Consider the following 17,489-nt stretch of genomic DNA (forward strand, 5'->3'; position numbering starts at 1 on the left):
ACCACAGCGGCTCTTCGGCCGACTCAACCGTATCACTCATAGAACGGATTACTCATGAAACTCTACTACTCGCCTGGCGCCTGCTCGCTCGCCGTCCATATCGCGCTGCGCGAAGCGGGCCTCGACTTCGAGGCCGTCAAGGTCAATCTCCCGACGCACACGCTCGAAAACGGCGACGACTACTACGCGATCTCGCCGCGCGGCTACCTGCCGCTGCTCGAATTCGACGACGGCTCGCGGCACACCGAAGGCGCGGCGCTGCTGCAATACGTTGCCGACCGCGACCCGCGGCACGCGCTGATCCCGGCTGCGGGCACGCCCGAACGTCTTGCGGTACTCGAATGGCTGACCCATATCGGCACCGAGATGCACAAGGCGTTCAGCCCGTGGCTGTGGCATGCGGACACAGCCGAATCGACGAAAGCCGGATGCCGCACGAGGCTCGCGGCGCGTTTCGCGGAACTCGACAAGCTGCTCGCCACGCGCGATTACCTCACCGGCACGTTCACGGTCGCCGACGCGTATGCGTTCACGATCGTCAACTGGGCGCCGATGCTGAAGATGGGTCTTTCGGACTACCCGCATCTGCTGGCGTATCAGGCGCGGGTCGCCGCGCGGCCGAAGGTGCGTGAAGCGTTGATCGCCGAGGGGCTGGCGAAGGCGCACCAGGCGTCTGCGTGAGACGACGCGGCTCAGGCAGTCGCGTCGAGCGTCGCGTGCGTGTCGCGGGTCGTGTCGATCACGAGCAGTCCCGCGCGCAAGCCGGGCTTCACGGTCGGGTTCGGGAACACAATGCGCTCCTCGTCGTGACGTACCGCGTAGCGGTAATCGCCATCGCGTGCGAGCAGCGTGTCCTTCGCGAACGGCGTGAAGTTCGGCACGTCGGCGGCGACCAGCAGTTCGAATGCGTTGCTCTGCTTCGTGATCTGGTCGATCACGGTGAACACGCGCGGCAACACAGGCTGCGTAGCCGGCTCGCCTGCGAGCAACCGGCGCAGCGCATCGTCCGCTCCGGCGAAGCGGGTCAGGTCGTTCTGACCGAACGGCCGCACCTTGCCGAGTTCTAGCGTGCACGCGAGCGCGCCACAATGCTCGGCGGTGAAGTGCGAGTACGTGTTGGCCTTCGTCGTATGCAGCAGCACTGCATCGATGTGCGCGTCGCCGAGCCATTCGAACATCGCGCGCGACAGCGGTGCGCCGGTGTACGGCAACAGCGCGAAGCGCTCGAACACCGAGCCGCGGATCGCGGTATGCATGTCGATATGCCAGCGCGCGCCGGGTTCATTTCCAGCGGTGTCGAAGAAGCGTGAAGCCGCGCGTTCGAGGGCGGCTGCACGCGGCGCCTCGCGACTCTCCGGCAACTGCGTATAACGACCGCCGAACAGCCGGTTCAGATCGTCGTCGAGATAGCGGCACGCGCCGCGCATCGCATCCACGTTGCCGAGCAGCACCAGCAGCCGGCACGTGAGGGCCGCGCGGCCGTCCGCGATATCGCGCACGAGGCGCGACAGCAATTCGATCGGCGCGGTCTCGTCGCCATGCACGCCCGCCGATGCGAGCACACTGAGCACTTCTGTCGACTGCGTTTTTACAGGCTCGAACTGCAGCACGCCGTCGTCGAGCCACGTCCAGCGCACGCCGTCCGCACAAACGCCCTGCGCTTCGCCTTCACGCGGACGTTCACCTGCGAGCGTCCACGCCAGAAAATCGGCGAGCATCGCGCCCGCATTCGACTCAGCGCTGGAAGTCATAGAGCGAGCCCACGCGAAGGATCTGTGTCAGTTCATCGAGCGCGGTGCGCGATTCGCGCAGCAGCAGCGGGTCGCTCAAATCGGACGGCGCGAGCCGGTCGCGATAGTGCTTCTCGATCCATCCGTCGAGCTTCCCGAACAGCGCATCGTCGATCCACACGCCCGGCGCGACCGCCGCGCGCTCCGCGTCGTTCAGCACGACGCGCAGCCGGAGGCACGCGGGCCCACCGCCGTTCTTCATGCTTTCGCGCAGATCGAACACGAGCACGTCGTCGATCGGACCGCTCTTCGACGTCAGTTCGTCGAGCCATTCCGACACGCGCGCGTTCTCGCGGCATTCCTGCGGCACGACCAGCACCTGGCGACCATCCGGGCACGTCAGCAACTGGCTGTTGAACAGATACGAGCTGACCGCGTCGGCGACGCTCACCTGCGCGTCGGGAACTTCGATCACGTCGAACGGCGCGCCCGCTTTCGTGAGCTTCGTGCGCAATTCGTCGTACACCGCGGACTGATCGACGAACGCCAGCTGATGACAGAACAGCGTATGCCGGTTGCCGACCGCGATCACGTCGTTATGGAACACGCCCGCGTCGATCACGTCGGGATTCTGCTGCGCATAGACGGTCATCTCTTCGGCGAGCCCATGGCGTTGCGCAACCGCGCGACTCGCCTCGAACGTCTGCCGCGCCGGATAGCGCTTGGGCTCCGGCCCGCGACGATACTCGCTGCGACCGTACACGAAGAATTCGACACCACGTGTGCCGTATTCGGCGGCGAAACGCGTGTGGTTCGCCGCGCCTTCGTCGCCGAGCGCCGGCGTGCCGGGCAGCGCATCGTGCACGACGAAGCGCGCCGGGTCCGCGAAAATGGCGCGCAGCGTACGGCGCGTCGATTCGTGTTCGATCGCGCGATGCAGTTTGCTGCAAAGGTTCGCCGGCGTGAAGTGCACGCGGCCGTCCCCGGTGTCCGCCGACGGGCTCACGGTCGCCGCGTTGGCGGTCCACATCGCCGACGCGGAACTCGCCGCGGCGAGCAGTTCGGGCGCGTCCCGCGCGACCTTCGCGATCACATTCGCGTCGTCGCCGGAGAAACCGAGCTCGCGTAACAGGCGGATCGATGGCCGCTCCTGCGGCGGCAGCACGCCCTGATGAAAGCCGAGGTCCGCCAGCCGCTTCATCTTGCGCAGCCCCTGCTTCGCGGCGGCCCGCGGGTTCGCGACGGACTTCTCGTTGTTCTGCGACGCGACGTTGCCGAACGACAGCCCCGCGTAGTTGTGCGTCGGGCCGACGAGCCCGTCGAAGTTCGCTTCAGTGGCTTGCATCGTCGATCCTCAGAAATGAAGGCCCGGCGAGACGCTCGCGGGCATCTGCAGCTGCGCGCTTTCGACCGACGCCATCGGCCATGCGCAATAGTCGGCTGCGTAGTACGCGCTCGGCCGATGGTTGCCCGAGCGGCCCGTGCCGCCGAACGGCGCCGCGGACGACGCACCGTTGGTCGGCCGGTTCCAGTTCACGACACCCGCGCGCACGGTACGCTGGAACTGCGTCCACAACGCTTCGTCGTCGGCGAGTAGTCCCGCCGACAACCCGAACGCTGTGTCGTTCGCGCGCTCGATCGCTTCGTCGAACGTGCGGTAGCGCGCGATCTGCACGAGCGGGCCGAAGTGCTCTTCGTCGGGCAGATCGTTCAGACCGGTCACGTCGAGAATCGCCGGGCTCACGAAGCCAAGCCGCGGATCGCGCTGATGCATCTCGAGCAGCGGCTTCGCGCCGGCAGCGACGAGTTGCGTCTGTGCATCGACGAGCTTCGCGGCGGCACGCGCGGAAATCACCGCGCCCATGAACGGCTGCGGATCGGCGTCGTACAGGCCCACTGCGATACGCGCGCTGACCTCGGTCAGCCGTTCGACGAAGCGTGAACCGAACGCATCGTCCGGCACGAACACGCGACGCGCGCACGTGCAGCGCTGCCCCGCCGACAGAAACGCCGACTGGATCGTGTGATGGACGGCCGCATCGAGATCGGCGAGCGGCGCGACGACGAGCGGATTGTTGCCGCCCATCTCCAGCGCGAGCACGATCTCCGGCCGGCCGCCGAACTGACGATGCAGCAGCGTGCCGGTGTCCGAGCTGCCGGTGAAGAACAGCCCGTCGATCTGCCGGTGATTCGCGAGCGCGACGCCTGTGTCCTTTTCGCCCTGCACGAGATTCAGCACGCCCGCCGGCAAGCCGGCGTCGCGCCACGTTTCGACGGTCGCGCGCGCGACGCCCGGCGCGAGTTCCGACGGCTTGAACACGACCGCGTTGCCCGCGATCAGCGCAGGCACGATGTGCCCGTTCGGCAGGTGACCCGGAAAGTTGTACGGACCGAACACGGCAACCACGCCGTGCGGACGGTGCCGCAATACCGCGACGCCGTCGGCCATCGGTGCACGCCGCTCGCCGGTACGTTCGGTGTACGACTGGATCGAGATCGCGACTTTCGCGGCCATCGTGGCGACCTCGGTGCGCGCTTCCCATAGCGGCTTGCCGGTCTCGCGACCGATCGCGACAGCGAGCGCTTCCTTGCGTTCGCCCAGCAGTTCGGCGAAGCGGCGCGCGATCGCGCAGCGCTCGTCGAACGGCCGCGCCGACCACGGCACGAACGCGCGTCGCGCGCTGCGTACTGCGCGATCGACGTCGTCCGCCGACGCACTCGCGCCTTCCCACACCGTCTCGCCCGTGCCCGGGCTGTGCGATGCGAATACCGGTCCGGTTCCGGCGGCCCATTCGCCGTCGATGAAAAGCTCGTTCATGGTCATCCCTGTCTGTGTTTCAGCGGCAACACCCGCACCGGATCGCCGGCCTTCACGTCCAGTGCCGCGGCTTCGTCCGCGGTGATGCGGAACGCGCCGTCGTGCGGCACACCCGTCGCGATGCCGCAGCGGAAATCGTCGAGTGACGTGTTCGACACGAGCGAACGCGCGTCGCTTGCATCGGCCTGTCCCGCTTCACTAATGGCGACCCGCACGACGACGCTTTCACACACCGTACGCAAATCGGCGACGTGGCATTCGAGCACCGGACCCGCATCGAAGATATCGACGTGATTCTCGTAGCGCAGCCCTTCCGCTTCGAGCATCCGCCGCGCGGGAATCGTGTCGCTGTGCGTGAGACCGACGCATGCCTGCGCCTCTTCGGGCAACAGATCGACGTACACCGGATAGCGCGGCATCAACTCCGCGAGAAACGACTTGCGGCCGTGCGAACTAAGGTAATCCGCTGCGTTGAAATCGATCTGGTAGAAGTGCGAGCCGACCGCGCGCCAGAACGGCGACGTGCCTTCCGTATCGAAATGGCCGCGCAGTTCCGCGCAAATGCGCTGCGGAAAACGCTCGCGAAACTGCGCGATGAACATGAAGCGCGAGCGCGACAGCAAGCCGCCGACGCCGCCCGTCCGGTAGCGCGGGCTCAGGAACAGCGAGCACACTTCCGCGTAGCCGGTCAGGTCGTGCGAGATGTTCAGCGCGTGCATCCGTGTCCAGATGCCGAGGTCCTGGCTCGCGTGCACAACCGTGCTCACACGATAGTTGTAGAACGGCTGCTCGAGGCCGACCGCGGTTTCGATGCCGCAGACGCCGGCGACGTCGCCGGTCGCGGTATCTTCCATCACGAAGAAATAGCCTTCCTCGTGCGGCTCGGCATGGCCTTCGAGCGTGCGGCGTGAACGCTCGACGCGCGCGGCGAGCGCGTCGCGGTCCGGCTTGAACGTGGTGAGGCCGGGACCGGTCTCCTGAGCGAGCGCGACGAGCGCGTCCACATCGCCCGTCTGCACGACGCGAACGACGATCATGATGCTTCCCCCGAAGAATCGCTGTGCGGCAGACCATGGAGCGGGACGCAGCGCACTATGTCGCCTTCCTGCACGCCGAGCGCCGCACGCGTCGTTGCCACAAGCGGCGCACCGGCTTCACGCGCATCCGGCAGATCGCCGAGCACGCAGCGGAACTCGCCGGCACGATTGCTCGCGATCAGATAAGTCGCGTTGCGTTCGGCCCCGGGTTGCGGCTGACCCGCGTCATGCACCGCGCGCGTCTCGTTGCGCGCGACACATGCGCTGCGATCGATCTGCGCAGTGAGCACCGGCCCCGCATCGAAGATGTCGACGTAGCGATCGGTCTCGAAGCCCTCTTCGAGATGGATCTCATATGCGAGCAGCGCGTGTTCGTCGGGTTCGCCGAGCACGCGTTGCGCCGCTTCCGGCAGCAGCGGCACGTACAGCGGATAACTCGGCATCACCTCCGCGATGAAGGTGCGGCTGCGGCCGCCCGACTCCACTTCGATATCGGCGAAGTCGCGACCGAAGAACTTGCGACCCACCGCTTCCCAGAACGGCGACACGCCATCATCGCCGGTCACGCCGAGCAGCAGCGAGAACACCTCCGGCGTGAAGCGTCGGCGGTTCGCCGCGATGTACATCATCCGCGCACGCGACATCAGATGCGCGGCGGCGTCGCCGCGCAGCGCCGGGTCGATGTAGAAACCCGCGAGCCGGCTCCTGCCGGTCAGCTCGTGCGACATCGTCAGCGCGTGGATCTTGCGGTTCACGTGCAGCTCGCGCGACGCGTGGATCAGCGCGTCGTTGCGAAACGCGTAGAACGGCTCGGAATAACCGGCCGCCGCGACGATGCTCGCGGTGCCGTGCAGCGTGCCGGTCGCGCTGTCTTCCAGGACGAACAGGTAGAACTCCTCGCCCGGAAAATCGACTTCCGCGCGAAACGAGTCCTCCGACAGCGCGACGCGCGCTTCGAGCGCGCGACGGTCGTGCGGCAGCGAATGCAGCACGGGTTGCGCCGTGCGCGCCATATGCTCGAGTGCGTCGAGATCGGCGAGACGGCCGGGGCGTACGAAGAGCATCGTCGTTCCTGGTTGAATGAAGCGCCGCGAACTCAGCGGGCCGGCACCGCAGCGGTCGCGCCGACCACTTCTTCGACCGCCCGGCCGATGCGCGCGAAGCCTTCTTCGAGATCGGCCAGCGGCATCACCAGCGAAGGCGCAAAGCGCAGCACGTCGGGACCGGCGATCAGCAGCATCGCGCCGTGTGCTGCGCATGCCGTGAGGAAATCTTTCGCGCGACCCTGGTACGCATCGGTCAACTCGGCGCCGATCAGCAGGCCCTTGCCGCGCACTTCGCGGAAGATGCCGAAGCGTTCGTTCAGTTGCGCGAGCTTCGCCTTGATCAGGTCGCTGCGTTGACGCACGCCTTCGAGCAGCTTCGGATCGCTGATCAGCTCGACGACCTTCTCCGCGATCGCCGCGCCAAGCGGATTGCCGCCGTAGGTCGAACCATGCACGCCGACCTTGAAGTGCGCGGCAAGCGCGTTCGTGGTCAGCATCGCGCCGATCGGGAAGCCGTTGCCGAGCGCCTTCGCGGTCGTGAGGATGTCGGGCGTGACGCCGGTGTCCTCGTACGCGTAGAAGCGGCCCGTGCGGCCCACGCCCGTTTGCACTTCATCGAAAATCAGCAGTGCGCCGTGGCGGTCGCACAGTTCGCGCAGGCCGTGCAGGAACGCCGGATCGGCGGGAATCACGCCGCCTTCGCCCTGCACCGGCTCGACGATCACCGCGCAGGTCCGTGCGCCGATCGCGTTGCGCGCGGCCTCGAGATCGTTGTACGGCAGATGGACGATACCGGCAGGCACCGGGCCGAAGCCTTCCGAATACTTCGGCTGGCCGCCGACGCTCACGGTAAAGAACGTGCGGCCGTGGAACGACTGCGTGAACGACACGATCTCGACCTTGTCGGCACCGTGGCGTTCGAACGCGACGCGACGCGCGAGCTTCAGCGCCGCTTCGTTCGCTTCGGCGCCCGAGTTCGCGAAGAACGCGCGGTCGGCGAAGGTCAGGTCTGCGAGGCGCTTTGCGAGGCGCAGCACCGGTTCGTTCGTGTAGCCGTTGCCGATGTGCCAGAGCTTGCTGCCCTGTTCGTGCAGCACTTTCAGCAGTTCCGGGTGCGCGTGGCCGAGCGCGGTGACGGCGATGCCGCCCGCGAAATCGATGTACTCGCGGCCCTGGGTGTCCCACACGCGCGAACCTTCGCCGCGGTCGGGCACGAAGGCGGCGGGCGAAAACACCGGCACCATTACTTCGTCGAACGTCTGGCGGGTCACAGTCAGGTCGGTCATGGCGAATCCTCGTTGCGGTAATGACGATAGTGTAGGTAACCGGGCGCGAAACGTCTTGCGCATACGCGACGCGTTCTGTCGGGCTTGCCTTCCGGCAGGCGGCGCGTCAGGAGCCGGCGGTGTCGGGCGGTTCGATCAGCGCGGCTGGCCGCGGTTCGCTTGCCGCCGCGCCGCCGTGCTGCCGGTGGAGCCAGTTGCGGCGATCCTCGCGCGGCGTCACGCCGAAGCGCTCGCGATACGCGTTCGAAAAATGCGCCGCCGACGAAAACCCGCACGCCAGACTGATCTGCACGACCGATTTGCTCGTGCGCTGCAGCTGCGTGCGCGCTTTCGTGAGCCGCAGCCCCAGGTAGTACTTCGACGGCATCGCGCCGAGATACTGGCGGAACAGCCGTTCGAGCTGACGCCGCGATACGCCGACGAGACCCGCGATCTCGTCGGTGGTGAGCGGGTCTTCGATGTTCGCTTCCATCAGCTGCAGCGCGTCGTTCAGACGCGGATGTCGCTCGCCGGGCGCGGTGACGAACGGAATCCGCTGACGCTCCTCGCCTGCGCGCAACACGCCGACGCCGAGCGTGTCGGCGATGCGTTCCGCGAGTTCGGGGCCGTGATCGCGACCGATCATCGCGAGCATGAAATCGACGGTGGCCTGGCCGCCCGCGCAGGTCGCGCGATCGCGGTCGATCTCGAAGATCTGCTGCGTGACGATCGAACGCTCGAACTGCTCGGCGAACTGCTGGTACGTCTCCCAGTTCACGCTCACGCGATAGCCCGACAGCTGCCCCGCCATCGCGAGCCACCACACGCCGTGGTGAATACCGGTGACGAGCGGGGTGCGTTGCCCGACGCGCGACAGGCTCGCGAGAAACAGACGGTAGTCGGCAAACTGCTGGAAGCGCTCGCTGACGACGATCAGCCAGTCGCATGCCACTGCATCGCCGAACGCGGTATCGGCGGGCCATTGCGCGCCGCCTGACAGTGCGACCGGCCGGCCATCCCACGAACACACCTGCCAGCGATACAGCGCGCGACCGTCGATCTCGTTCGCGAGCGTCAGTGCGTCGACGATCGGGCCAATGCCCGACATCGACACCGGTGGCAACGCGACGATCGCGACCTGGGTCGTGCGGGCAGGACTGGACGGACGGGCCATCGGCTAGGAGCAGCGCTTGAGATGCTTTACTTAAGGCTACCCGACAGAAACTGCTTCAACCGGTCGCTGCGCGGCGTGGCGAGCACCTCGGCGGGCGCGCCCTCTTCTTCGGTGCGCCCCTGATGCAGGAACATCACATGGTTCGACACGTTGCGCGCAAAGCTCATTTCGTGCGTGACGACGATCATCGTGCGGCCTTCCTCGGCAAGCTTCTGCATCACCTTCAGCACTTCGCCGACGAGTTCGGGGTCGAGCGCGGACGTCGGTTCGTCGAACAGCATCACGTCGGGGTTCATCGCAAGCGCGCGCGCAATCGCGACGCGCTGCTGCTGGCCGCCCGACAGATGCGCCGGATACTGCTTCTCGACGCGCGGCGCGAGGCCCACTTTCTCGAGATATTCGCGTGCGCGGTCTTCAGCTTCGCGGCGCGACAGACCGAGCACATGCAACGGCGCCTCGATGACGTTCTCGAGCACGTTCATGTGCGCCCACAGGTTGAAATGCTGGAACACCATCGCGAGCTTCGTGCGGACGCGCTGCAGCTGCTTGTGATCGACGACTTCGAGATTGCCCGCGCGATCCGTTTTCGTACGTACCGTTTCGCCATCGACGACGATCTGCCCCGCGTTCGGCCGCTCGAGGAAGTTGATGCAGCGCAGGAACGTGCTCTTGCCCGAACCGCTCGCGCCGATGATGCTGATCACGTCGCCCTTGTTCGCGTTCATCGACACGCCTTTCAGCACTTCGTTGTCGCCGTAGCGCTTGTGGATGTCCTGCACGGCGAGCTTGCAGGCTTCGGTCTGGGTGGTGTGGAGCAAGAGGCTCTCCTGGCTAGGTAACGGGTAAGACAGTCGATACTACGCAGACATCCAAGGCTAATGCCCGCGCACCGCGAGGTAACCGAGCCAGCGCTTCTCCGCGTGCCGGAACCCGGCGACCAGCGCGAACGATACCGCGCAGTAGATCAGCGCCGCGAGCCCGAACGCCTCGAACGAACGATAAGTGGCCGAGTTCACGTCGCGCGCGACCTTCAGGATATCGGGCACCGTGGCCGTGAACGCGACCGTGGTGGCGTGCAGCATCAGGATCACCTCGTTACTGTACAACGGCAGCGCACGACGCAGCGCGGAAGGTAGCACGACGCGGCGATACATCGTGAAGCCGCTCATCCCGTACGCGCGTGCCGCCTCGACCTCGCCGTGCGACGTCGCGCGGATCGCGCCCGCGAAGATCTCGGTCGTGTACGCGCAGGTGTTCAGCGCAAACGACAGGATCGCGCAGTGAAAACCACTGCGGAAAAACGCGTCGAGCAGCGAATGCGAACGCACGAACTCGAGGCTGTACATGCCCGTGTAGATCAGCAGCAACTGCACGTAGAGCGGCGTGCCGCGAAACACGTAGGTGTAGAAGCGCACGGGCGTCGACAGCCAGCGATTCTTCGACACGCGTGCGACCGCAAGCGGAATCGACACGACGAAGCCGATGCCGATCGACGTAACCAGCAGCCACAGCGTGACGGCGAGTCCGGAGAGGCGCTGCCCGTCCCAGTAGAGGAACGCGCGGCCGTAGTCGGTGAGGATCTCGATCATGTGGGTGTCGTGGAGGATTAAAGCTCGGCGTGGCGCACGCCAGTCGAGTAGCGCCGCTCGAGCCAGATCAGCACGAGATTCGACACGGTGGTAATCGCGAGATAGATCAGCGCGGCGATCAGGATGAAGAAGAACATGTTGAACGTGCTCTTGCCAGCGTCCTGCGCGGCCTTGACGATGTCCGCGAGACCGATGATCGACACCAGTGCGGTCGCCTTCACGAGCACCTGCCAGTTGTTGCCGATGCCCGGCAGCGCGAATCGCATCATCTGCGGAAACAGGATCCGCGCGAACACGCGCGTTCCACTCATCCCGTACGCGGCGCCCGCTTCGAGCTGACCGCGCGGCACCGCGAGAAACGCGCCGCGAAACGTTTCGGTGAAGTACGCGCCGTAGATGAAGCCGAGCGTCAGCACGCCGGCGACGAATGGATCGATGTCGATCTGCTCCCAGCCCAGCAGGTCGGTCAGATTGTTGACCGCGATCTGGATACTGTAGAACAGCAGCAGCATCAGCACGAGATCGGGCACCGAGCGGATCAGCGTCGTGTACGCAGTCGCCACGGACCGCAGCGGCCGGTTGAACGACAGCTTCGCCGCCGCGCCGGCAAGACCGAGCACGACGGCCGCCGCGAGCGACAGCACGGACAACTCGATCGTCTGGATCGCACCGGCAAGCAGCACCGGACCAAAGCCGTAAAGGAACACGGGCGTCTCCAATCTCGTTTGTGGTTTATCGGGCTGGTGGGGAACGTGTGTGCTCCGGAGCCGCCCGTTGACATGGCGCGGATACTCGCAGGCGAAAATAAATTGCTCAAACCGGCGGCGTCCGGCATATTGCATTGCAACATCGCGTGCGATGGCTCGTTCGGAGGCGTCGCATCCCCTTCTTGCGCGGGCCTTGTTAGCTTTTGCGGTGTGTGCCTTTGGCGGCGAGGCGCCGCGTTTTCGCAAGTTTGGGGTCGTTTTTTCGATAGACGGAAATGCAGTCGGCCTGAGCGTTTCGATAGACTGGCGGGATGGGCTCTGTCCGGATCGCTTCATGCTCATGCGGATTGCCTCATGCGCGCCGCACTCTCACTCTCACGGTTCCATTCATGACATCCCGCACCGACCCCGACACGCTCGCCGCCTATTCGCGCGATGCAGAGCGCTACAGCCAGGAATGGCTCGACCAGCCTCCGCCGAACGATCTCTACTCGATGCTGCAGACCCACCTCGTGCCGGGCGGCGACACCGCGGACATCGGCTGCGGCAACGGACGCGACGCCGCATGGCTCGCGGACGGTGGCTATCCGGTGACGGGCTTCGACGCGTCGCCGGAACTGCTCGACGAAGCGCGCCGGCTGCATCCGGGGCTCGCGTTCCGCGAAGCGTCGCTGCCCGCACTCGCCGGCATCGACGAGACGTTCGACAACGTCGTCTGCGAGACGGTGATCATGCATCTGCCTGCGGACGAGATTGCTTCTGCGATCGATAGTCTGCTGCGTATCTTGCGGCCTGATGGTGTGCTTTATTTATCGTGGCGTGTGACCGAAGGTGCCGATGTGCGGCAGCCGGACGGTCGTTTGTATAGCGCATTCGATCCCGCGCTCGTGCTTGGCGCGCTCGACGGCTGCGCAGTGCTGCTGTTCGAGGATGTGACTAGCGAGAGTTCGGGGAAGCGGATTTGCCGGGTGCTGGCGGGGAAACGGGGGGAGGTGATTTGAGGGGTGGGAGTGCGAATCCTCAACTAGCTACGCGCCGCGGATATCAGCGGATCGCCGACCGGCACAGTTTCCAGGTAGCCACGTCCCATCTCCCGCTCAAAGCTCGACGGATCACCCTCCCACACGATCCGGCCATGCTCCAGCACGTACACCCGGTCAGCATGCGGCAACGCAAAGGTGACGTTCTGCTCGCCGAGCAACACCGTAATCGGCGTCGTCCGCTGCAATAACTCCAGCGCCTTCGACAATTGCTCCAGGATGACCGGCGCAAGCCCCAAGGTCGGCTCATCCAGGATCAACAGCCTGGGTTGCATCATCAGCGCGCGGGCAATCGCCAGCATCTGCTGCTCGCCACCCGACAGCGTGCGCGCCGTCTGACGCTGCCGCGACTTCAAAATCGGAAACAACTCGAAGAGCCACGTCAACTGATCCGAGCGCGCAGCTTCGGCAAGATGGTATCCGCCAAGGTCCAGGTTCTCGCGCACTGTCATGTCGCTAAAGAGCTCGCGGCTCTCCGGACATTGCACCACGCCCGCGCGCGCAATGGCTGCGCCGCTCATCCCTCGTAAATCCTGTCCGTCGAAACGGATCGCCCCCTGGTAAGGCACGAAACCCGACATGGCGTTGAAGAGCGTCGTCTTGCCTGCGCCATTCAGTCCTACCACCGAGACGAATTCTCCCTCGCGCACATGAAGGCTCGCGCCGTCGAGCGCCCGCGCTTTGCCGTACAGCACGCCGAGGTTCTCCACCTCGAGAATCGCCGGCTTGCCGGGCACCTCGCCACGCGCCCGCTCCCTTAGCTCGATCTTGCCGCCCAGATACACCCGCCGCACCGTCTCGTTCTGCATCACCTGTTCGGCCGTGCCCTCCGCAATCTGCTCGCCCAGATACATCGCGAGCGCCCTGTCGACCAACGCAGCCAGACTCTTGACGTTATGGTCCACCAGCAGCACCGCGCGACCTTCGGCGCGAAAACTGCGGATCAACTCGGCGAACGTCGCCGACTCTGCCAGCGTGAGGCCGGCGAATGGCTCATCGATCAGCACGACCTTGGGATCGCGCGCGATCGCCTTCGCCATCTCCATGCGGCGCAGATCCGCGAAAGGCAAGGTCGCGGGATGACGGTGCATCACGGCGCCAAGCTCGACACGCTCGGCGATTTCGCGGGCACGACGGTTGACATGCGGATCAGCGACGAGCTTGATCAACGAGTCCGGCAGGAGCGCCAGCTTGATGTGCTCGAGCACGGTCTGCCGATGCAGCGGGCGCGAGTGCTGAAAGACGATGCCCACGCCGGCCCGGGCAATCCGGTGCGGCGCCCAGCCCGCCATCTCCGTGCCGTCCATCTTGACCGAGCCGGCATTGGGCCGCTCGATGCCCATGATCAGCTTCATCACGGTCGACTTGCCGGATCCGTTCGGGCCGATGAGCCCAAGGATCTCGCCGGCCTCGATGTCAAAACCGATGTCCTTGACCGCGACCAGGCCGCCGAAGCGCTTGGTCAGGCCACGTACCGAGAGGCGGGGGCCTTCGCTCATTCTCGCTCCCTCACGCGCAGCAGGTTGCCGAGCAGCCCGTCCGGAAAGAACAGGATGACCGCCAGTGCGAAGGCGGCGACCACGAAGGTATTGATCTGGCCCAGTGGCCGCAGGAACTCGCCGGCCACGATCAGGAACACCGCACCGAGCACTGCGCCCAGGATGGTGCGACGGCCTCCTAGCACAGCCGCGATGATGATCTGCACACCCACGCCCAGGTCCACCACCGTGCTGACTGAAGCCGTGCCCTGATAAAACACCAGCATCGCACCGGCTACACCGGAGAACACCGCGCTGATGCAAAAGGCCGCGAGCTTGTGCTTGGTCACGTTGAAGCCGAGCGCCTGCGCGCCAATGGCATCCTGACCGCTCGCCTGCAGGATGAGACCGATCGCCGAGCGCGACAGACCGAACAGAATGATCGCGCACACCACGAGAAACGCGAGCGCATACCCGTAGTTTTGCTCCGCGCTGACGGACAGCACGTCAGGCACGGTCATGCCGATCTCGCCGCCGGTGACACCCGCGAAGATCACGATAGCGTTCTGCAGCAACAGCACCGCGACCAGCGTGATCAGACCGAAGTACGGGCCGCGCAGGCGCAGTGCAGGCACCGCCAGCAGCAGCCCCCCGACCAGCGCGACAAGACCGCCGGCGACGATGCAAACGGGAATCGGCGGCCCCCACCTGGCGTCGAGTATCGCGGCCGTGTAGGCGCCGAGACCAATCAGAAAAGTGGGACCGAAGTTGACCTCGCCGGCGAAACCGAACAGCAGGTCCCAGGCCATCGAAAAGACGCTGAAGTAATAGGCGACGGTGAGGATGCCAAGGATATAACCGGACACCCACCAGGGCAGCGTGGCCGCCGTGACCGTTAGCAATACGGCGGCCCACAGCATCCGGGAACGAACAAGACTGGTCACTGTGCCCTCCGGCTAGCGCCGCCCCAGGAAGCCCTGCGGGCGCAGATAGACGACCAGCACCAGCAACACGAGCGCGGGCATGGGACGCAGCGTCGGTGCGATGAGATAGGCGGTGATCGTCTCGAGATAGCCGACGACATACGCGGCCATCAGCGAGCCCGATACACTGCCCAGCCCGCCCAGCACGACGATCGAAAAAGCGCTTGCCGTGAGCTGACCCGTGTTGTTCGAGCTAACACCGAGGAACGACGCAAGCAGCACGCCGGCGACGCCTGCGAGCACACCGTAGAGAGTCCACGCGAGCAGATAGACGCGAGAGAGTTCGAAGCCGAGCAGCGTCAGTCCGCGCGGATTCATCGACGCGGCGAGCAGCGCCTTACCCACTCGCGTGCGATTGACGAAGAACCAGAGCAGGCCGATCACGACCCAGCAGACGACCGCGATCATCACTTCGTTGAGCGGCGTACGCACGCCCGCGATGGTCGTCACGCCAGCGATCAGGGGGCGCATCGTCACGGGGTTGTCGGTGAAGATGTAGGCCATGCCCTGCTGGATCATGATGCCCCACAGCAGGGTGCCGGTCAGGACGAAAATCTCTTTCTCCTCGCGCGGAATGGCGGAGGAGCGCTGAATCGGCCGCACGACCATCAGATAGGTGACGTAAGCCGCGACCAGGCCGGCGAGCACACCGAGCAGCGTGCCGAGCCAGGTGCCGAGGCCGGCCTCGCCGGCCAGCATCCAGCCCATCAACGCCGCAATCAGCATCACGCCGCCGTGGGCAAGGTTGAGGACTCCGGACACCCCGAAAATCAGCGTGAAGCCGATCGCGCCCAGCGCATACAGCGAACTGATGGCAAAGCCGTCGATGAGAATCTGTAGCCAGACCATACGCTACCCTCTGGTTCGGCTAACGGCCGCAATACGTTGCCTGAGATGCGGCCGCAATCCAGGACATCCAGGACATTCAGGACAGTCCCGGCGCCGGGCCTGATCTACGTAGTGCGACTAGTTGGCACTCGCCTGCTGCAGCTTGATGAAGGACGGGAACTTCACTGTTCCGTTGGCGAGCGCTTTCGGCCAGATTGCGACTTGCTTGCCGTCCTGCCATTGCAGGCTGATACCGGTGATGTACCCCGGGCCGTATTTCAGCGCGTGGGTGAACGGGTCGTTGCGGCCATAGAACTGCCAGCGGCCGATCGTCCCGACGTAATCCGTCTTCTCGAGCGCATCGACCATCTTGTCCGGATCCGTCGAGCCCTTGTTGCGCCTGATCGCGTCCGCGAGGATATAAACCAGGTCGTAGCTCGTGAAGCCGCAATAGGCTGGCGACACGCCGAACTGCTTCGTGTACGCATCGACGAAGGGCACCGTCTTCGGCGTAATCGCTACACCGGGGGCGGCGGCAGAGGCCGTGATGACACCTTCGGTCGCGCCGTTGGTATCTTTCCAGAAGCTGGTGGTCGTGGCCTGCGAACTCTGTCCGGTCAGCGGAATCGGCACCTGCTGGTCATGCCACTGCACCGTCGGCTGCACCCCCACGTGGCTGATGCCGGTGGTGATCGTATCGGGATGTTTGCTTTCGATCTGGTTGTAGATCGGCGTGAAGTCGGTCGTATCCGGATTGAAGCGGATGTGATCGAGCACCTTGAGCCCTGCCTTCGGCAGGCATTCAAGGAAGCGCTCGTCGAGCGGCTTGGTCCATGCGGCGTCCTCGCTCATCACGACCGTTGTCTTCATCTTGAACTGGCCGACCAGGATGTCATGCGAGAAGTCGCAGATCGACTGGGCAATGAAGGCCGAGGTCATCCAGCCGTGGAACGTGTATTTGTAGTGATCGTAGTCGTCGTGGACCCGTTTGGAGATGTCGTTGCTTGCCGCACCTGGCGTAATGAACGGCATCTTGAGGCGCGCCGACCAGGGCTCCATCGCCAGCGCCACCTCGCTGATGTAGCTGCCGATCACGGCTACGACCTTGTCCTGGGTGGCGGCGCGCTGGAACGCGCGCACTCCGTCGGAAGCCGACGAGTGGTCGTCGTAAGCGACGATCTGGATCGACCTGCCGTCGACGCCGCCGTGCGCATTGATTTCGTCCGCCGCGAGCTGGGCGGCCTTGGTGATCGATGCGCCGGCCACCGCCGATTCCTCGCCGATCACCCCGATCTTGATGGGGTCCCCCGCCGCGTAGGCCGAGGCTGCGAGACCGAGCGCAGCCATTGCCGTACCGATACGGATGACGCGGTACAGGTTCCGCCCCGTGTTGCTGTTGGACATTGTCTGTTCTCCGATGCCTGTGTGCGATCGTGGAGCAACATTTGCCAGATACAGTGCAGCAATCAAGAATGCGCGGACAACAATAGCATTCGTTCGGAGCGTGCTACATCGGTAGTAACGATTAGGATGCCGGGTCCCCTGCCTCGGCATCCGGTTCACTGGCGCGAGGTGCTGAAGCGCCCTCGCGGCCGCTTTTTGTGCGGTACGTAAATGCGCCGACTCTCACTTGCCGGCTGTTCGAAATGCAGGATCTCGCGACGCGGATAAGTACGGTATCGCCGGTACTGGTGTCTGACGAAGATGAGTCAAGGTCTGGAAGTCGGGACGGAGCCGACGAGTAAGTCACGCGGCTCGCGCAAGCAGAATCAAACGCACCGGGCGAACCAAAAC

At 65.1% G+C, this 17,489-nt stretch carries 16 protein-coding genes; 2 read left to right on the forward strand and 14 right to left on the reverse strand.

Translation table 11 applies throughout. The features are described 5' to 3' along the window. Positions 1-54 precede the first annotated feature (54 nt). Positions 55-681: a glutathione transferase GstA gene (gstA, locus tag ACREXZ_RS25035; protein WP_431766807.1), complete on the forward strand. Its 627-nt coding sequence runs from the start codon at positions 55-57 to the stop codon at positions 679-681. A gap of 11 nt (positions 682-692) precedes the next feature. Here the strand turns inward: gstA and astE are convergent, their stop codons facing one another. From astE to ACREXZ_RS25085, 10 genes are all read right to left on the reverse strand, one after another. Further along, positions 693-1,751: a succinylglutamate desuccinylase gene (gene astE / locus ACREXZ_RS25040; RefSeq protein ID WP_431766808.1), complete on the reverse strand. Its 1,059-nt coding sequence runs from the start codon at positions 1,749-1,751 to the stop codon at positions 693-695. Next, positions 1,735-3,075 carry an N-succinylarginine dihydrolase gene (gene astB / locus ACREXZ_RS25045; protein WP_431766809.1) on the reverse strand — a complete coding sequence of 447 codons (1,341 nt, stop codon included), beginning with the start codon at positions 3,073-3,075 and terminating at the stop codon, positions 1,735-1,737. Before astB ends, astE begins: the two co-directional genes overlap by 17 nt. A gap of 9 nt (positions 3,076-3,084) precedes the next feature. Further along, positions 3,085-4,548, reverse strand: coding sequence for a succinylglutamate-semialdehyde dehydrogenase (astD, locus tag ACREXZ_RS25050; RefSeq protein ID WP_431766810.1), 1,464 nt, complete (start codon positions 4,546-4,548; stop codon positions 3,085-3,087). 2 nt (positions 4,549-4,550) lie between these two features. After that, on the reverse strand, positions 4,551-5,585 hold the full coding sequence (gene astA, locus ACREXZ_RS25055; RefSeq protein ID WP_431766811.1) for an arginine N-succinyltransferase: 1,035 nt from the start codon (positions 5,583-5,585) through the stop codon (positions 4,551-4,553). Then, entirely contained in the window at positions 5,582-6,649 is a 1,068-nt protein-coding gene (aruF, locus tag ACREXZ_RS25060) for an arginine/ornithine succinyltransferase subunit alpha (protein ID WP_431766812.1), read from the reverse strand. Before aruF ends, astA begins: the two co-directional genes overlap by 4 nt. 32 nt (positions 6,650-6,681) lie before the next feature. Continuing rightward, positions 6,682-7,917, reverse strand: a complete 1,236-nt coding sequence (locus tag ACREXZ_RS25065) for an aspartate aminotransferase family protein (protein WP_431766813.1) — start codon at positions 7,915-7,917, stop codon at positions 6,682-6,684. A gap of 106 nt (positions 7,918-8,023) precedes the next feature. Next, positions 8,024-9,070, reverse strand: coding sequence for a GlxA family transcriptional regulator (locus tag ACREXZ_RS25070; protein WP_431766814.1), 1,047 nt, complete (start codon positions 9,068-9,070; stop codon positions 8,024-8,026). Positions 9,071-9,096: 26 nt separating this feature from the next. Next, a complete protein-coding gene (locus ACREXZ_RS25075; RefSeq protein WP_431766815.1) occupies positions 9,097-9,888 on the reverse strand; it encodes an ABC transporter ATP-binding protein in 792 nt (263 codons plus the stop codon). Between the two features lie 57 nt (positions 9,889-9,945). Then, a complete protein-coding gene (locus ACREXZ_RS25080; RefSeq protein WP_431766816.1) occupies positions 9,946-10,659 on the reverse strand; it encodes an ABC transporter permease in 714 nt (237 codons plus the stop codon). Positions 10,660-10,676: 17 nt separating this feature from the next. Beyond that, positions 10,677-11,366, reverse strand: coding sequence for an ABC transporter permease (locus tag ACREXZ_RS25085; RefSeq protein ID WP_431766817.1), 690 nt, complete (start codon positions 11,364-11,366; stop codon positions 10,677-10,679). A gap of 389 nt (positions 11,367-11,755) precedes the next feature. Here ACREXZ_RS25085 and ACREXZ_RS25090 point away from each other — a divergent pair, with 389 nt between their 5' ends. Beyond that, positions 11,756-12,367 carry a class I SAM-dependent methyltransferase gene (locus ACREXZ_RS25090; RefSeq protein WP_431766818.1) on the forward strand — a complete coding sequence of 204 codons (612 nt, stop codon included), beginning with the start codon at positions 11,756-11,758 and terminating at the stop codon, positions 12,365-12,367. A 23-nt stretch (positions 12,368-12,390) separates the two neighbouring features. On the opposite strand, the gene ACREXZ_RS25095 is transcribed toward ACREXZ_RS25090, so the two are convergent. The 4 genes from ACREXZ_RS25095 to ACREXZ_RS25110 form a co-directional block, all read right to left on the reverse strand. Then, positions 12,391-13,905, reverse strand: coding sequence for an ATP-binding cassette domain-containing protein (locus ACREXZ_RS25095; protein WP_431766819.1), 1,515 nt, complete (start codon positions 13,903-13,905; stop codon positions 12,391-12,393). Further along, on the reverse strand, positions 13,902-14,828 hold the full coding sequence (locus ACREXZ_RS25100) for a branched-chain amino acid ABC transporter permease (RefSeq protein WP_431766820.1): 927 nt from the start codon (positions 14,826-14,828) through the stop codon (positions 13,902-13,904). The genes ACREXZ_RS25095 and ACREXZ_RS25100 overlap by 4 nt, the downstream gene beginning before the upstream one ends. Before the next feature lie 12 nt (positions 14,829-14,840). Further along, the gene (locus tag ACREXZ_RS25105) at positions 14,841-15,716 is read right to left on the reverse strand and encodes a branched-chain amino acid ABC transporter permease (RefSeq protein WP_431766821.1); all 876 of its coding nucleotides are present in this window, start codon (positions 15,714-15,716) and stop codon (positions 14,841-14,843) included. Between the two features lie 117 nt (positions 15,717-15,833). After that, a complete protein-coding gene (locus tag ACREXZ_RS25110; protein WP_431766822.1) occupies positions 15,834-17,099 on the reverse strand; it encodes an ABC transporter substrate-binding protein in 1,266 nt (421 codons plus the stop codon). Between the last annotated feature and the right edge of the window lie 390 nt (positions 17,100-17,489).

Origin of the sequence: Paraburkholderia sp., assembly GCF_050742655.1 — a bacterium.
Classification (GTDB): Bacteria; Pseudomonadota; Gammaproteobacteria; order Burkholderiales; family Burkholderiaceae; genus Paraburkholderia.

What these genes read in the sequence shown, in the direction of transcription:
- ACREXZ_RS25090 (WP_431766818.1), top strand. Translation starts at nt 11,756, where the DNA reads ATGACATCCCGCACCGACCCCGACACGCTCGCCGCCTATTCGCGCGAT.
- astD (WP_431766810.1), bottom strand. Translation starts at nt 4,548, where the DNA reads ATGAACGAGCTTTTCATCGACGGCGAATGGGCCGCCGGAACCGGACCG.
- aruF (WP_431766812.1), bottom strand. Translation starts at nt 6,649, where the DNA reads ATGCTCTTCGTACGCCCCGGCCGTCTCGCCGATCTCGACGCACTCGAG.
- ACREXZ_RS25105 (WP_431766821.1), bottom strand. Translation starts at nt 15,716, where the DNA reads ATGGTCTGGCTACAGATTCTCATCGACGGCTTTGCCATCAGTTCGCTG.
- astB (WP_431766809.1), bottom strand. Translation starts at nt 3,075, where the DNA reads ATGCAAGCCACTGAAGCGAACTTCGACGGGCTCGTCGGCCCGACGCAC.
- ACREXZ_RS25065 (WP_431766813.1), bottom strand. Translation starts at nt 7,917, where the DNA reads ATGACCGACCTGACTGTGACCCGCCAGACGTTCGACGAAGTAATGGTG.
- ACREXZ_RS25080 (WP_431766816.1), bottom strand. Translation starts at nt 10,659, where the DNA reads ATGATCGAGATCCTCACCGACTACGGCCGCGCGTTCCTCTACTGGGAC.
- ACREXZ_RS25070 (WP_431766814.1), bottom strand. Translation starts at nt 9,070, where the DNA reads ATGGCCCGTCCGTCCAGTCCTGCCCGCACGACCCAGGTCGCGATCGTC.
- ACREXZ_RS25110 (WP_431766822.1), bottom strand. Translation starts at nt 17,099, where the DNA reads ATGTCCAACAGCAACACGGGGCGGAACCTGTACCGCGTCATCCGTATC.
- gstA (WP_431766807.1), top strand. Translation starts at nt 55, where the DNA reads ATGAAACTCTACTACTCGCCTGGCGCCTGCTCGCTCGCCGTCCATATC.
- ACREXZ_RS25095 (WP_431766819.1), bottom strand. Translation starts at nt 13,905, where the DNA reads ATGAGCGAAGGCCCCCGCCTCTCGGTACGTGGCCTGACCAAGCGCTTC.
- astA (WP_431766811.1), bottom strand. Translation starts at nt 5,585, where the DNA reads ATGATCGTCGTTCGCGTCGTGCAGACGGGCGATGTGGACGCGCTCGTC.
- astE (WP_431766808.1), bottom strand. Translation starts at nt 1,751, where the DNA reads ATGACTTCCAGCGCTGAGTCGAATGCGGGCGCGATGCTCGCCGATTTT.